The sequence below is a fragment of the Streptomyces sp. B3I8 genome (assembly GCF_030816915.1).
In the GTDB taxonomy this organism is placed as follows: Bacteria; Actinomycetota; Actinomycetes; order Streptomycetales; family Streptomycetaceae; genus Streptomyces.
This window is the reverse complement of the sequence record NZ_JAUSYN010000002.1, coordinates 2,626,549-2,640,917: the sequence shown is the minus strand read 5'-3', so window position 1 is coordinate 2,640,917 and position 14,369 is coordinate 2,626,549. Positions and strand designations below refer to the sequence as shown.

Here is a 14,369-nt window from a genome sequence, read left to right as displayed (position 1 = left end):
GTTCCGCCCTGATGTCCTCGACCGTACGGGGGCGTGCCGGGGCGGCTCAAGGGAACCGGGGGCCGTGCAACGGGACTGCCATGCGGCGTTCACAAAGGGGCCGCGGGCCGAGGTGCGCACCGGGTCCCGGGACCATGGTCGTAGGGGAGACCGGACCTCCGACAGGGGTCAACATCGCCGACGCCCCTTACCCTGGCCTGCATGAGTGCCCCCGACCCGCGCGACAGCGACACCGACGTCGCCGACGCCGTACCGACCCCGCCGTCCCCGCCGTCCCCGCCGTCCCCGCCGTCCCCGCCGTCCCCGTCCGTCGCCGCCGAGGGAGTACTGAGCCGGCCGTACCGGGCGCTGAGCATCGGCGTCGTCTCCGTCGTCCTGCTGATCGCCTTCGAGGCGACGGCGGTGGGGACGGCGATGCCGGTTGCCGCGCGGGAGCTGCACGGGGTGTCGCTGTACGCGTTCGCGTTCTCCGGGTACTTCACCACCAGCCTGTTCGGCATGGTGCTCGCCGGGCAGTGGGCCGACCGGCGCGGCCCGCTCGGCCCGCTGACCACCGGCATCGCCGGCTTCGCGGCCGGGCTGCTGCTGTCCGGGACCGCCGGGACGATGTGGATGTTCATCCTGGGGCGGGCGGTGCAGGGGCTCGGCGGCGGGCTGGTGATCGTCGCGCTGTACGTGGTCGTGGGGCGGGCGTATCCGGAGCCGCTGCGGCCCGCCATCATGGCGGGGTTCGCGGCGGGCTGGGTGGTGCCGTCGATCGTCGGCCCGCTGGCCGCCGGCGCGGTCACCGAACACCTGGGCTGGCGCTGGGTGTTCCTCGGGATACCCGTACTGGTGGTCCTCCCCCTCGCGCTCGCCCTGCCGCAGATCCGCCGCCGGGCGGCCGGCCCCACCACGGCCGCGGCCACGGCCGCGACGGACGGTCCCGGGGACTCCGGCCGGCGCCGGCTGCGGCTCGCCCTCGCCCTCTCGCTGGGCGCCGCGCTGCTGCAGTACGCCGCGCAGGACCTGCGGTGGCTCTCGCTCCTGCCCGGCCTCGCCGGGGCCGCGCTGCTGGTACCGGCGGCGCGCGGACTGCTGCCGCACGGCACGTGGCGGGCGGCGCGCGGGCTGCCTTCCGTGGTGCTGCTGCGCGGGGTCGCGGCCGGTTCGTTCATGGCGGCCGAGTCGTTCGTGCCCCTGATGCTGGTCACCCAGCGGGGCCTGTCGCCGACGCTCGCCGGATTCTCGCTCGCGGCGGGCGGCGGAACGTGGGCGATCGGCTCGTGGGTGCAGTCCCGGCCGCGCCTGGAGCCGTACCGGGAGCGGCTGGGCACGGTGGGGATGGCGCTGGTCGCGGCGGCCGTCGGGGCCGCCCCGAGCGTGCTCCTCAACGCCATGCCCGCCTGGACGGTCGCGGTGGCCTGGGCGTTCGGCTGCTTCGGGATGGGCCTGGTGCTCTCCTCCACCAGTGTGCTGCTGCTGAAGCTGTCCGCGCCGGAGGAGGCGGGCGCGAACAGCGCGGCGCTGCAGATCTCCGACGGACTCAGCAGCGTGCTGCTGCTGGCCGCCGGGGGAGCGGCCTTCGCCGCGCTCGGCGGCGGCTCGGTCACGGCTCACACGGCCGCCGACGCGACGACCGGCGCCCACCCGGCCGCCTTCGCCGCGGTGTTCCTGCCGATGGCGGCGGTGGCGCTGGCGGGGGTGTGGGTGACGAGGCGGCTGCGGACGCAGCTGCGCTGACACCAGGCGGTACCGTGCGGTACCGTGCTGGCATGGCCGGATTGAACCTTCGCTTCACCGACGAAGAACTCGACGCCCTCCGCGAACGCGCGGCCGCCGAGGGGCGCAGCATGCAGACCTTCGCTCACGACGCGGTGATCGCAGCCATAAACGAGCACTCACGGCTGTTCAACGAGGCCGCCGAACACGTACTCCGGGCCAGCGCCGAGCTGAACCGGAGGCTCGCCTGATGCACTACCTCACGCTCCCCGAGCTGCTGGACCTCTCGAAGCGGCTGGGGGCCGCCGAGGTGCGCGATTATGGGCTCCTGGACTCCGCTCTGGCCCGCCCCCAGTCGAGCGTGTTCGGCCAGGACGCCTACCGGGACGTGTGGCAGAAGGCTGCCGCGCTGATGGAGTCCCTCGCCCGCAACCACGCCCTCGTGGACGGGAACAAGCGCACCGCCTGGTACGCGACGTGGGTCTTCCTCCACATGAACGGACATCCACTGGACCCGGAGTTCGACGTGGACGAGGCCGAGCAGTTCGTGCTGGACGTGTCGCAGGGGGCCCTGGACGTGCCCAAGATCGCTGCTCAGCTGCCGCAGTTCGCACGCTGAGACCCATGGCCTCTCCTGTGACGCCTGTCGCAGTCGCGGGGGAGGCGGCACCGTTGGCCCGGGGACGGGGCCGCGTCCCCGGTAGGGTGGCCCGGTTGCCGTGACCGTGACCGACCCCGCCCCGGAGACCGTGACTACTACCCCGGCCGCCCCCGCAGCCTCCTCGCACCACCTGTCGCCCGCCTTCCCCGGCCGCGCCCCCTGGGGCACCGCCGGCAAGCTGCGGGCCTGGCAGCAGGGGGCGATGGACCGGTACCTCCAGGAGCAGCCGCGCGACTTCCTCGCCGTCGCCACCCCCGGCGCCGGCAAGACCACCTTCGCGCTCACCCTCGCCTCCTGGCTGCTGCACCACCACGTCGTGCAGCAGGTCACCGTCGTCGCGCCCACCGAGCACCTGAAGAAGCAGTGGTCCGAGGCCGCCGCGCGGGTGGGCATCAAGCTGGACCCCGAGTACAGCGCGGGCCCGCTCGGCCGGGAGTACGACGGCGTCGCCGTCACCTACGCGGGCGTCGGCGTACGGCCGATGCTGCACCGCAACCGGGTCGAGCAGCGCAAGACGCTCGTCATCCTCGACGAGATCCACCACGCCGGTGACTCCAAGTCCTGGGGCGAGGCCTGCCTCGAGGCCTTCGAGCCGGCCACCCGGCGCCTCGCGCTCACCGGTACGCCGTTCCGCTCCGACACCAACCCGATCCCCTTCGTCGCGTACGAGGAGGGCCAGGACGGCATCCGGCGCTCGGCAGCCGACTACACCTACGGCTACGGCAACGCGCTCGCCGACGGCGTCGTCCGCCCCGTCATCTTCCTGTCCTACAGCGGCAACATGCGCTGGCGCACCAAGGCGGGCGACGAGATCGAGGCCCGGCTCGGCGAGCCGATGACCAAGGACGCCGTCAGCCAGGCCTGGCGCACCGCGCTGGACCCGCGCGGCGAATGGATGCCGAGCGTGCTGCGCGCCGCGGACCGGCGGCTCACCGAGGTCCGCAAGGGCATCCCGGACGCCGGCGCCCTCGTCATCGCCTCCGACCAGGACTCCGCCCGCGCCTACGCCAAACTCATCCGCGAGATCACCGGCCACAGGCCCACCCTCGTCCTCTCCGACGACGGCGGGGCCTCCGACCGCATCGACGAGTTCAGCCAGGGCGACGACCGCTGGATGGTCGCCGTCCGCATGGTGTCCGAGGGCGTCGACGTGCCCCGCCTCGCGGTCGGCGTCTACGCGACGACGATCTCGACGCCGCTGTTCTTCGCCCAGGCCGTCGGCCGTTTCGTACGGTCCCGGCGGCGTGGCGAGACCGCGTCCGTCTTCCTGCCGACCGTGCCCGACCTGCTCTCCTTCGCGAACGAGATGGAGCGCGAACGCGACCACGTCCTCGACAAGCCGAAGAAACACGGCGAGGAGGACCCGTACGCCGAGTCCGAGAAGGAGATGGACGAGGCCAACCGGGAGCAGGACGAGGACACCGGCGACCAGGACATGCTGCCCTTCGAGGCGCTGGAGTCCGACGCGGTGTTCGACCGGGTCACGTACAACGGCGCGGACTTCGGGATGCAGGCGCATCCCGGCAGCGAGGAGGAGCAGGACTACCTCGGCATCCCCGGACTGCTCGAACCCGACCAGGTCCAACTGCTGCTGCAGAAGCGGCAGGCGCGGCAGATCGCGCACAGCCGGAAGAAACCGGCCGAGGAGGCGGATCTGCTGGAGATGCCCGCGGAGCGGCGGCCCGTGGTGACCCACAAGGAGCTGCTGGAGCTGCGCAAGCAGCTCAACGGCCTGGTCGGCGCGTACGCCCACCAGAGCGGCAAGCCGCACGGCGTCCTCCACACCGAACTGCGCCGGGTCTGCGGCGGCCCGCCGAGCGCGGAGTGCACGGCGGGGCAGCTCAGCCAGCGCATCGCCAAGGTCCGCGAATGGGCCACCCGCATGAAGTGACGCGCCCCGTCAGGGGACGGCGGCGGGGCGGCATACAGGGACAAAGCCTGCCCGTCCCTCCCCGGTCATGCCCGGATTCTGGACGGAGGCTTCCGCTCAGCGAACCCGCTTCGCTACTGTCCCGGCTACGCACACGCCCCGTGGCAGTGCAGCCGCGGAGCGCAGCCGTGAAGCGACTCGAGTCCGGAACACCCCGGGCCGCCGGCCGATCGGCGGCCTTCACGCGCGCCACTGACGGGACTCGGTGACGCAACCGCCGGCGCGGAGGCCCGCCGACCTCACCACTGAAGGAGTGGGCGTCGTGACCGCGGAGACATCCCAGACGCTCGATCGGGGCCTGAAGGTCCTGAAGCTGCTCGCCGACACCGACCACGGGCTGACCGTCACCGAACTGTCCACCAAACTGGGCGTCAACCGGACCGTGGTGTACCGGCTGCTCGCCACCCTCGAACAGCACTCCCTCGTCCGCCGCGACCTCGGCGGCCGCGCCCGCGTCGGCCTCGGCGTGCTGCGCCTGGGCCGCCAGGTGCACCCGCTGGTACGGGAGGCGGCACTGCCCGCGCTCCGCTCGCTCGCCGAGGACATAGGGGCCACCGCCCACCTCACCCTCGTCGACGGGACGGAGGCACTGGCCGTCGCCGTCGTCGAGCCGACCTGGACCGACTACCACGTCGCCTACCGGGCCGGCTTCCGTCACCCCCTCGACCGCGGCGCCGCCGGCCGGGCCATCCTCGCGGCCCGCCGCACCCCGCCGGACGACCTCGGCTACACCCTCACCCACGGCGAACTCGAGGCCGGGGCGAGCGGTGCCGCGGCCCCGCTGCTCGGTGTCACCGGGGTCGAGGGCAGCGTCGGGGTGGTCATGCTCGCGGACGCGGTGCCCGAACGGGTCGGCACCCGCGTCGTCGACGCCGCCCGGGAGGTGGCGGAGGCACTCCGCTGACCGGAGGCCGGACAGCCCCCTGACCGGAGACCGCAAGGCGCGCTTCCCGCCGCACGATCGCTCGGCACCGGGCGCACGGCCGCCGCCCACCGGCGTCACGTTAGATTGAACCCCGTGCTCTCTCGCCTCACGCGCCCCCGGGCCCTCGCCGTCTGCGCCCTGCCCGTCGTGGCCCTGCTCGCCACGGCGGGCTTCGCGCCGCTGCCGTTCTCCCTGGCGCAGCCCGGGATGACCGCGAACGTCCTCGGCGAGAACAAGGGCGACCCGGTCATCACCGTCGCCGGCGCCCCCACCCGCCGCACCACCGGCGAGCTGCGCATGACGACGATCGAGGCGACCGGACCCGACGCGCACGTCTCGCTCGGCGACGTGCTCGACGGCTGGTTCCGCACCGACCGGGCGGTGATGCCGCGCGACTCGGTCTACCCGGGCGGCGGCGACGTCAAGGAGATCGAGCGGCACAACGCCGCCGAGATGAAGGAGTCGCAGGACGACGCCACCAAGGCGGCCCTCGCCTACCTGGACAAGTCCGCCTCGGACGTCGACGTCACGCTGAAACTGGCCGACGTCGGCGGCCCCAGCGCCGGCCTGCTGTTCACCCTCGGCATCATCGACAAGCTGGACGGCGACGGCAGCGGCGGCGACCTCACCGGCGGCCGCACCGTCGCCGGTACGGGCACGATCGACGCGCGCGGCAAGGTCGGCGCGGTCGGCGGCGTCGGGCTCAAGACACAGGCCGCCCGGCGCGACGGCGCCACCGTCTTCCTGGTGCCGAAGGCGGAGTGCTCCGACGCCGGCGCCGAACTCCCCGAGGGGCTGCGGCTGGTCCCGGTGACCACCCTCAAGGGCGCGGTCTCCGCACTCGTCGCCCTGGAGAAGGGCAAGGGCCCGGTCCCCAGCTGCTGAACCGAGCCCCTCACCACCGACCCCTCGACGGGTCACAGATTGCCGCGCTTCTCCTGCTCCCGCTCGATCGCCTCGAACAGGGCCTTGAAGTTGCCCTTGCCGAAGCCCATCGAGCCGTGCCGCTCGATGAGTTCGAAGAAGACCGTCGGCCGGTCCTGCACCGGCTTGGTGAAGATCTGCAGCAGGTACCCGTCCTCGTCCCGGTCGACGAGGATCTTCAGCTCGCGCAGGGTCTCCACCGGCACCCGGGTCTCGCCCGCCCACTCGCCGAGCGTGTCGTAGTACGAGTCCGGCGTGTTCAGGAACTCGACCCCGGCCGCGGACATCGTGCGCACGGTCCGCACGATGTCGTTGGTGGCCAGCGCGATGTGCTGGACGCCGGGACCGCCGTAGAACTCCAGGTACTCGTCGATCTGCGACTTCTTCTTGCCCATCGCGGGCTCGTTGATCGGGAACTTGACCTTCAGTGTCCCGTCGGCGACCACCTTGGACATCAGCGCGCTGTACTCGGTCGCGATGTCGTCGCCCACGAACTCCTTCATGTTCGTGAAGCCCATGACCTTGTTGTAGAACCCGACCCACTCGTTCATCCGGCCGAGTTCGACGTTGCCGACGCAGTGGTCGACGGCCTGGAACGTGCGCTGGGCCGGCGGCTCGACGATCGGGTCGGCCGCCACGTACCCGGGCAGGTAGGGGCCGTCGTACCCGCTCCGCTCGACGAGCGTGTGCCGGGTCTCGCCGTACGTGGCGATCGCCGCGATCACCACCGTGCCGTGCTCGTCCTTCAGTTCGTACGGCTCGGCGACCGAGGTGGCGCCGTGCGCGACGGCGTACGCGTGCGCGGCCCGCGCGTCCGGGACGGTCAGGGCGAGGTCGACGACGCCGTCGCCGTGGTCGTCCACGTGCCGGCCGAGGAAGTGGCCCCAGGGGGAGGTCGGCTTGATGACGGAGGTGAAGACGAACCGGGCGGAGCCGTTCTCCAGCACGTAGCTCGCGGTCTCCCGGCTGCCGTTCTCCGGTCCGGAGTAGGCGACCAGCCGCATGCCGAAGGCGGTCGAGTAGTAGTGCGCGGCCTGCTTGGCGTTGCCCACGGCGAAGACGACCGCGTCCATACCCTTGACCGGGAAGGGATCTGCCTGCCGTGCGGTGTCGGGAGTGTGGTGTGTGGTCTGCGTCATACTCGCAGGCTCTCCCGCATCCGCAAGGTGCGCAATAGTTTGCGTTTTGGCTGGGCACTCTGCCCAGTGAGAGGCCGGTACCGGCCCCCGATCTGTACAGGATGCCCATGCCCGGGAGGCGGATGTGACGATCGACCGGCTGGACGCCCGGCTCATCGCGCTGCTGGCACGCGAGCCGCGCATCGGCGTACTGGAGATGTCACGCAGGCTGGGCGTGGCCCGCGGCACGGCCCAGGCCCGCCTCGACCGGTTGCGGGAGCGGGGTGTCGTCCGCGGCTTCGGCCCCGAGGTCGACCCGGCCGCGCTCGGCTACCCGGTCACCGCGTTCGCCACGCTGGAGATCCGCCAGGGCCAGGGCGCCGACGTCCGCGCCCACCTGGCCGGCGTCCCCGAGGTACTCGAACTGCACACCACGACGGGCCGCGGCGACATGCTCTGCCGCCTGGTCGCCCGCTCGAACGCGGACCTCCAGCGCGTCATCGACCGCGTGGTAGCCCTGGACGGCATAGTCCGCGCCTCCACAGCCATCGTCATGGAGAACCCGGTCCCGTTGCGGATCATCCCCCTGGTGGAACAGGCGGCAGAGGACGCCCCGTAAGGGGCGCGTGTCAGGGGCGCGGGGAACTGCGCAATCTTTCGGGGGTCCGGGGGCCTGCCCCCCGGGGGGTCGGGATCGGGAAGGGGCGGCGGGGGCGAAAAAACCAGCCGAACCCCCCACCCACCCGTCTTCCCACCCCCACCCCCCGATGCCACCCTCGACCCATGAGCCGCACCGAAGCCGAACCCCACGAGGCCGAAGCGACCACGACCACCACCCTCCTCGCCCGCCTCCGCACCGCCCTCCCGCCGGAGGCGATCCTCACCGACCCTGACATCACCACCACCTACGCCCACGACATGGCGAGCTTCTGCCCCTCCGGCACCCCCGCCGCCGTCGTCCTCCCCCGCACCGTCGAACACGTCCAGCACATCCTGCGCACCGCCACCGAGTTGCGCGTCCCCGTCGTCCCGCAGGGCGCCCGTACCGGCCTGTCCGGCGCGGCCAACGCCACCGACGGCTGCCTCGTCCTGTCACTCGTGCGGATGGACCGCATCCTGGAGATCGACCCCGTCGACCGCATCGCCGTCGTCGAACCCGGCGTCGTCAACGCCGCACTCTCCCGCGCGGTCGGCGCGCACGGCCTGCACTACCCCCCGGACCCCTCCAGCTGGGAGACCTGCACCATCGGCGGCAACATCGGCACCGCCTCCGGCGGCCTGTGCTGCGTCAAGTACGGGGTGACCGCCGAGTACGTCCTCGGCCTGGACGTCGTCCTCGCCGACGGCCGTCTGCTGCGCACCGGCCGCCGCACCGCGAAGGGCGTTGCCGGCTACGACCTCACCCGCCTCTTCGTCGGCTCGGAGGGCTCGCTCGGCGTCGTCGTACGGGCCGTGCTGGCGCTGAAGCCGAAGCCGCCCGAGCAGCTCGCGCTCGCCGCCGAGTTCCCCTCCTCGGCCGCCGCGAGCGACGCGGTGTGCCGGATCATGGAGAGCGGCCACGTCCCGTCGCTCCTCGAACTGATGGACGCCACGACGGTCCGGGCGGTCAACGCGATGACCCGCATGGGCCTGCCGGAGTCGACGCGCGCACTGCTGCTCGCCGCGTTCGACACCCCCGACCCGGCGGCCGACCTCGCCGCCGTCGGCGCGCTGTGCGAGGCGGCGGGCGCGACCGCCGTGGTCCCGGCGGAGGACGCCGCCGAGTCCGAACTCCTGCTCCAGGCGCGGCGCCTGGCGCTCCCCGCGCTGGAGGCGGCGACGGGCCGGACGATGATCGACGACGTGTGCGTGCCCCGCTCCCGGCTCGGCGACATGATCGAGGGCGTCGAACGCATCGCGGAACGGCACCGCCTGACCATCGGCGTCTGCGCCCACGCGGGCGACGGAAACACCCACCCCGTGGTCTGCTTCGACGCCCGCGACCCCGACGAGACACGGCGGGCCCGCGCCTCGTTCGACGAGATCATGGCGCTCGGCCTGGAACTCGGCGGCACGATCACCGGGGAGCACGGGGTGGGCGTCCTGAAGAAGGAATGGCTGGCCCGCGAACTGGGGCCGGTCGGACTGGAGATGCAGCGCGGTATCAAGCAGGTCTTCGACCCGCTGGGCATCCTCAACCCCGGCAAACTGTTCTGACCACCACGCGCCGTTCGAGCTCCCCGCTCGCGTTCAAGCGGGCAGCTGGGACAGATCGTCGTCCAGCCCCGGCCGGTCGCCCTCGGAACCCGGCGGCACGATCCGCAGCGTCCGCTCCGGCCAGGCGGCCACCGGATCCGCCGGGGCCCGGAGCAGGGCGTCGCCGTCGGGGGAGGTGAGCGCGAACATCGGGGAACGGGACGCGGGGCGGCCGCCAGCCTCCGCCCGCGCGGGCCACACCCGCACATCGCCGTGGCCGGAGGGGCGGAAGATCCCGTCGACGAGGAGGTCCCGGGCGAAGGTCCGGCGGATCGGAGGAACGGAGCCGATGTGGAAGGTCAGGTGGACGGCGTACGGGTCCTCGCCGCGGTACGCGAACAGCGTGGCCACGGGGACGCTCCGCTCGGGGGAGAGGACCGGCCTCAGTGTCAACTCCCGCTCGATCCCGGTGAGATGCTCGTGCTGCCCCATGTATCGCTTCCCTTCTCCCCGTCGCGCCCGGCGCGTGCCTGCCGTACGCCCGTCTCACGCCTGCCCCGACCGGGGCCGCGCACGGGGGAGAGCGCCCGGAGGTGACGAGCATGACGCGGGTCGGGGGAGGAATATCCGACCGATGTGGTCCAGGTGTGGAAAGGGCGTGCGCGGTGTCGTCCGTTAAGGGCCGGGTCCAGCCGGACCGGGGTGTCATGTGCGTCGATTCTGATAGAGATGTGGAGGCCCCGATGACCCCCCGAGCAGATACCGGACCACGGACATGAGCGCCCCAACCCCGGCACCCGGCGACGACAGGCCCCGCGAGGGGTACTACCCGGACCCGTCCATCCCCGGCTACGTCCGGTACTGGAACGGTGCGACGTGGGTGCCGGGCACCAGCCGCCCGGCCCCGACGGACGGCGGCCCGCTCGCCCCGCCACCAGGCGCCGCGCCGGCGGTACCGGCTCAGGGGCCGGCTCCGACGCCGACTCCGGCCTCGGTGGAGGAGACGGGCCCGCACTTCTTCGACGAGGAGGACGCGGTCGGCGGCGGCCCCGCGGCCGGGCCGGCAGCCCTCTCCGCGCAGCCGCAGCCGAGTGCGCAGCCGCAGTCGCAGTCCGCCGACGGTCCCGCCGACGCGCGGCACGGGCGCCGTCCCGAGCCGGCCTCGGCGTGGGGGGCCGACCGGACCCACCAGTCAGGCTTCGGCGGCGACCGGGACCGCCAGGTCTCGTGGGGCGCCCCGGGGGCCGCCGATCCCCGTGTCCCGCACGCGTCCGCGCCCCCGGCCCAGCCGGGCGGCCGGTCGACCCGGGCGGACGGTACGGCGACGATCCCGCCCGCGGAACCCGAGCCGCAGCAGGGCACGATGGTGTTCCGTCGGCAGGCCGGCGGGGAGGGGCCGTCCGCCGAGTCGCCGGGGACCATGCGCTTCCGGCCGGTCCCCCCGCAGGCGGTGGCGGGGGAGGCGACGGGGCGACGGCCCCGACGCCGGCTCGGCCGCGGCGCGCCAGGCCCTCGGCCCGGACCCGAGCGCCCCGGCCGGACGAGTACCGCAGCAGGGCCAGGTGGCCGCGCCGACACCGGCCTTGCCTCCGGCCCCCACACCGGCCGCACCCGCCGCGGCCGTCCCCGCGCAGGGCCAGAACGCGCAGTCGACCTCTCAGTCTCCTCAGCCTTCTCAGCCCTCTTCGACCTCCCCGGTCACCACGGGCCCCGGCGGCGGACAACCCTCCTGGGCACAGCAGGTGCACCAACTGGCCGGCGGATCCGGCGGCCCGGCCGCCTCGGGCGGCACCGACGGCGAGCGGGTGACCCCCTGGAAACCGGTGGTCGAGGACCCCTTCCAGGCACTCGTCCGCGACCGCTCCCAGGCCCGCCCGGCGGCCCTGGGCAGACGACTGCTGGCCCGGCTGCTCGACACGGTGGTCGTCGGCGCGGTCACGGGCGCGGCGGCGGTACCCCTCGGAACGAAGGGGCTCGACCACGTCAACGACAAGATCGACGCGGCGAAGCAGTCCGGCGAGACGGTCACGGTCTGGCTGCTGGACGGCACGACGTCGGTGTACGCCGGGATCGTGCTGGCGGTACTCCTGGTGTTCGGCGCGCTGTACGAGGCGCTGCCGACGGCCAAGTGGGGCCGCACGCTGGGCAAGAAGCTGTGCGGGCTGCAGGTCCGGGACATCGAGGAACTCGAGCCCCCGACCTTCGGCGCGGCACTGCGCCGCTGGCTCGTCTACAGCGTTCTCGGCCTGCTGGTGGTCGGCATCGTGGGGGTCCTGTGGGGCCTGTTCGACCGCCCCTGGCGTCAGTGCTGGCACGACAAGGCCGCGCACACGTTCGTGGCGGGCTGACGGTCGCCCGCCCGTGGACGAGGTCGAAGTCGTCGTCGCCCATGCGGAGCGTGCGACGCTGCGCGTCGGTGACGTGTTCCTGAAGGTGGACGCCGATCAGGAGCGCATCGACGTCGAGGTCGAGGCAATGGCCCTGGCCCCGGTCCCGACCCCGGAGGTCCTGTGGCGCGAGCCGCCCGTGCTCGCGCTCGCCGCCGTTCCGGCTCCCGGAGCGCGAACGCCTGCCGCCGGGACGACAACTCGCCGCCGACCTCGGCCTGGCTCCCGGAACGGTGGCAAGGGCCTACCGCGAACTGGAGGCAGCATCGCTGATCACGAGCCGTCGCGGTGCGGGCACGCGGGTGGCGGCCACGCTTCCCGCCCCCGCCCCGAGCCCAGTCGCACCCCCCGAACTGGCCGAACTGGCAGGGCGTTTCATCGCCGAGGCACAGCGGCTCGGCGCGGACGGTAAAACCATGCTGGACGCGGTACGGGAAGCACTGGACCAACGGCCGCAGGACGGCGCAACGGTTGTCCGCGGCGCACGGCCTTCGTCGAGGAACTTCGAGGGAAAGACATGAGCCTCAAGCCATCCAGCGGAAAAAGCGCCGAGCTGGAGTGGATGACGAGCAGCCACAGCACACCTGACGGACCCGACTGCGTCGAGGTCGCCCCCCACGCCCTTCGCCGTTCTCGTCCGCGACTCCAAGAACCCCACCGGCCCCGCCTCCCCCTCACTTCCGCCGCCTGGGCGGTCTTCCCGCCGTATGCCGCCGGGCGCTGACAGGGCGAACGGCCGCCTGTTCCGGCGGGGCGGGAAGGCTGCGTGGTGCAGGGCGTGCCACCCGGTGGGGCGGGGGTGCGGGAGAATGGTGGGTATGGACCAACTCGGTGACGCGTTGCGGACGTGGCGGGACCGGCTGGATCCCGCGGCGGTGGGGTTCGCGCACGGTTCGCCCCGTCGGGTCCCCGGTCTGCGGCGGGCGGAGCTGGCGACGCTGGCCGGCATCTCGGTCGAGTACGTCGTCCGGCTGGAGCAGGGGCGGGTGGCGACGCCGTCGGCGCAGGTCTGCTCGGCCCTGGCGCGTGCCCTGCGACTGTCCGACGACGAGCACGCTCACCTCTTGCGCATGGCGGGGCACGCGGCGAGTTCGAGCCGGGTTCCGCGCATGGTCCCGGAAAGCCTGTACCGGATCGTGGACCAGCTCGCCGGCAACCCGCTGGCGATCTATGACGCCACCTGGCAGCTGCTGCACTGGAATCCCCTGTTCGCGGCCACGTTCGGCGATCCCACGGTCCGCGGTGTGGGCGACCGCAACGTCCTGGTCTGGCAGTTCCTGGGCGAGCTGCCCCGGATCCGGCAGACGGCGGCCGAGCGGACGGCGTTCGAGGAGTCCCTCGTCGCCGACCTGCGCGCGACGACGAGCAGGTACCCCGACGATCCCGACCTCGCGGCGCTGGTGTCGAGGCTGAACCTCAGTCCGCGGTTCCGTGAGCTGTGGAGCCGGCGAGAAGTGGGCGGTCACCAGAGTGCGCACAAACTCGTCGAGCACCCGGATGTCGGAGACATCGCCCTGACCTCCGACATCCTCAACACCCAGGACACGAACCTCCGCCTCGTGGTGTTCACGCCGCAGCCGGACACCGATGCCCGCGGCAAGCTCGAGTTCCTCGCGGCCATCGGGGTCCAGAAAATGTCTTCTCAGGCGTCCCCGTAGGGGTCCCGGACGGTCCCCGTAGGGGCCCGGCCGGCCGGGCCGCCGGGTGGTACGCGCGGTACCAGCACGTTCCGTGGCTCCCGCCCGCCCTCCCCGAGACCCAGCATGGAGTGCGTGAACAGCGCACGACCGTGCTGTCCGGAGCAGGAGGAGCCGCAATGACCACCACCTTCGTCACCGGGGCGAACAAGTCCCTCGGTTTCGAGACCGCCCGTCGCCTCGTCGAGGCGGGACACACCGTCCTCCTCGGGGCCCGCGACCCCGAGCGCGGCCGGGCCGCGGCCGAGTCGCTCGGCGCCCGGTTCGTCCGGATCGACGTGACCGACGACGCCTCGGTCCGGGCCGCGGCCGCGGATGTCGCCGCGCGGGAGGGAGCGATCGACGTCCTGGTCAACAACGCCGGCGTTCTCGGCAAGGTCGGCCCCGTCGAGGAGTACACCGCGTCCGACATGAGCGCCGTGCTCGACGTGAACGTCGTCGGGGTCGTGCGCGTCACGCACGCCTTCCTCCCGCTGCTGCGCAAGTCCCCGCACCCCGTCATCGTCAACGTGTCCAGCGGGATGGGCTCCTTCGGCCTGACCCAGGACCCGGCGCGGGTCGAGTCGCAGTACGCGCTGCCCCTCTACTCCGCCTCGAAGGCCGCGGTCACGATGCTGACGACGCAGTACGCCAGGGAACTGAAGGACGTGAAGGTCAACGCCGCGGACCCCGGGCAGACCGCGACCGACTTCACCGGCGGTCTCGGACACAGCGTCGCCGACGGCGCGGAGCCCATCGTCACCCTCGCGACGATCGGCCCGGACGGGCCGACGGGACAGTTCATCGACCGGTCCGGCAACCTCCCGTGGTGAGGCCCTGACGAGGACGTTCCCGCCCCGTCCCCCGGACGG

Annotated in this window: 15 protein-coding genes and 1 pseudogene; 14 read left to right on the top strand and 2 right to left on the bottom strand. The window is 73.0% G+C overall.

Going from position 1 to position 14,369, the window contains the following annotated elements:
* Positions 1–201: 201 nt before the first annotated feature.
* The 6 genes from QFZ64_RS13790 (at position 202) to QFZ64_RS13765 (ending at position 6,102) form a co-directional block, all read left to right on the top strand.
* Positions 202–1,722, top strand: a complete 1,521-nt coding sequence (locus QFZ64_RS13790; protein ID WP_307065526.1) for an MFS transporter — start codon at positions 202–204, stop codon at positions 1,720–1,722.
* A 32-nt stretch (positions 1,723–1,754) separates the two neighbouring features.
* A complete protein-coding gene (locus QFZ64_RS13785; RefSeq protein ID WP_307065524.1) occupies positions 1,755–1,952 on the top strand; it encodes a hypothetical protein in 198 nt (65 codons plus the stop codon).
* Complete coding sequence (locus tag QFZ64_RS13780; protein ID WP_307065521.1) at positions 1,952–2,320, top strand: type II toxin-antitoxin system death-on-curing family toxin; 369 nt, start codon at positions 1,952–1,954, stop codon at positions 2,318–2,320. Before QFZ64_RS13785 ends, QFZ64_RS13780 begins: the two co-directional genes overlap by 1 nt.
* A gap of 130 nt (positions 2,321–2,450) precedes the next feature.
* Positions 2,451–4,253: a DEAD/DEAH box helicase gene (locus QFZ64_RS13775; protein ID WP_307071690.1), complete on the top strand. Its 1,803-nt coding sequence runs from the start codon at positions 2,451–2,453 to the stop codon at positions 4,251–4,253.
* Positions 4,254–4,554: 301 nt separating this feature from the next.
* Positions 4,555–5,196: an IclR family transcriptional regulator gene (locus tag QFZ64_RS13770; RefSeq protein ID WP_307065519.1), complete on the top strand. Its 642-nt coding sequence runs from the start codon at positions 4,555–4,557 to the stop codon at positions 5,194–5,196.
* A gap of 114 nt (positions 5,197–5,310) precedes the next feature.
* A complete protein-coding gene (locus QFZ64_RS13765) occupies positions 5,311–6,102 on the top strand; it encodes a S16 family serine protease (protein ID WP_307065517.1) in 792 nt (263 codons plus the stop codon).
* Between the two features lie 32 nt (positions 6,103–6,134).
* Here QFZ64_RS13765 and hppD read toward each other — a convergent pair whose 3' ends face one another.
* Complete coding sequence (gene hppD / locus QFZ64_RS13760) at positions 6,135–7,280, bottom strand: 4-hydroxyphenylpyruvate dioxygenase (protein ID WP_307065515.1); 1,146 nt, start codon at positions 7,278–7,280, stop codon at positions 6,135–6,137.
* Between the two features lie 124 nt (positions 7,281–7,404).
* On the opposite strand from hppD, the gene QFZ64_RS13755 reads away from it, so the two are divergent.
* Together QFZ64_RS13755 and QFZ64_RS13750 are read left to right on the top strand one after the other, a co-directional pair.
* Positions 7,405–7,878 (top strand): Lrp/AsnC family transcriptional regulator, encoded by a 474-nt coding sequence (locus QFZ64_RS13755; protein WP_307065513.1) that lies wholly within the window; start codon positions 7,405–7,407, stop codon positions 7,876–7,878.
* Positions 7,879–8,042: 164 nt separating this feature from the next.
* Positions 8,043–9,455, top strand: coding sequence for an FAD-binding oxidoreductase (locus tag QFZ64_RS13750; RefSeq protein ID WP_307065512.1), 1,413 nt, complete (start codon positions 8,043–8,045; stop codon positions 9,453–9,455).
* Positions 9,456–9,488: 33 nt separating this feature from the next.
* Here QFZ64_RS13750 and QFZ64_RS13745 read toward each other — a convergent pair whose 3' ends face one another.
* Positions 9,489–9,926, bottom strand: coding sequence for an SsgA family sporulation/cell division regulator (locus QFZ64_RS13745; protein ID WP_307065510.1), 438 nt, complete (start codon positions 9,924–9,926; stop codon positions 9,489–9,491).
* Between the two features lie 283 nt (positions 9,927–10,209).
* Here QFZ64_RS13745 and QFZ64_RS35350 point away from each other — a divergent pair.
* The 6 genes and pseudogenes from QFZ64_RS35350 to QFZ64_RS13715 all read left to right on the top strand — a co-directional run.
* Positions 10,210–10,302 (top strand): annotated as a pseudogene (locus QFZ64_RS35350) (DUF2510 domain-containing protein); the annotation flags it as partial.
* 874 nt (positions 10,303–11,176) lie between these two features.
* Positions 11,177–11,782 (top strand): RDD family protein, encoded by a 606-nt coding sequence (locus QFZ64_RS35345; RefSeq protein WP_373430602.1) that lies wholly within the window; start codon positions 11,177–11,179, stop codon positions 11,780–11,782.
* 95 nt (positions 11,783–11,877) lie between these two features.
* Positions 11,878–12,342: a GntR family transcriptional regulator gene (locus QFZ64_RS13730; protein ID WP_373430740.1), complete on the top strand. Its 465-nt coding sequence runs from the start codon at positions 11,878–11,880 to the stop codon at positions 12,340–12,342.
* Complete coding sequence (locus QFZ64_RS13725) at positions 12,339–12,545, top strand: DUF397 domain-containing protein (protein ID WP_307065508.1); 207 nt, start codon at positions 12,339–12,341, stop codon at positions 12,543–12,545. Before QFZ64_RS13730 ends, QFZ64_RS13725 begins: the two co-directional genes overlap by 4 nt.
* A 94-nt stretch (positions 12,546–12,639) precedes the next feature.
* Positions 12,640–13,479, top strand: coding sequence for a helix-turn-helix transcriptional regulator (locus QFZ64_RS13720; RefSeq protein ID WP_307065505.1), 840 nt, complete (start codon positions 12,640–12,642; stop codon positions 13,477–13,479).
* A 158-nt stretch (positions 13,480–13,637) separates the two neighbouring features.
* Positions 13,638–14,330: an SDR family NAD(P)-dependent oxidoreductase gene (locus QFZ64_RS13715; RefSeq protein ID WP_307065503.1), complete on the top strand. Its 693-nt coding sequence runs from the start codon at positions 13,638–13,640 to the stop codon at positions 14,328–14,330.
* Positions 14,331–14,369: the final 39 nt, after the last annotated feature.

Coding starts and splice junctions, on each gene's coding strand:
- QFZ64_RS13725 (WP_307065508.1), top strand. CDS start 12,339: ATGAGCCTCAAGCCATCCAGCGGAAAAAGCGCCGAGCTGGAGTGGATG.
- QFZ64_RS13745 (WP_307065510.1), bottom strand. CDS start 9,926: ATGGGGCAGCACGAGCATCTCACCGGGATCGAGCGGGAGTTGACACTG.
- QFZ64_RS13790 (WP_307065526.1), top strand. CDS start 202: ATGAGTGCCCCCGACCCGCGCGACAGCGACACCGACGTCGCCGACGCC.
- QFZ64_RS13720 (WP_307065505.1), top strand. CDS start 12,640: ATGGACCAACTCGGTGACGCGTTGCGGACGTGGCGGGACCGGCTGGAT.
- hppD (WP_307065515.1), bottom strand. CDS start 7,280: ATGACGCAGACCACACACCACACTCCCGACACCGCACGGCAGGCAGAT.
- QFZ64_RS13780 (WP_307065521.1), top strand. CDS start 1,952: ATGCACTACCTCACGCTCCCCGAGCTGCTGGACCTCTCGAAGCGGCTG.
- QFZ64_RS13785 (WP_307065524.1), top strand. CDS start 1,755: ATGGCCGGATTGAACCTTCGCTTCACCGACGAAGAACTCGACGCCCTC.
- QFZ64_RS13715 (WP_307065503.1), top strand. CDS start 13,638: ATGACCACCACCTTCGTCACCGGGGCGAACAAGTCCCTCGGTTTCGAG.
- QFZ64_RS13750 (WP_307065512.1), top strand. CDS start 8,043: ATGAGCCGCACCGAAGCCGAACCCCACGAGGCCGAAGCGACCACGACC.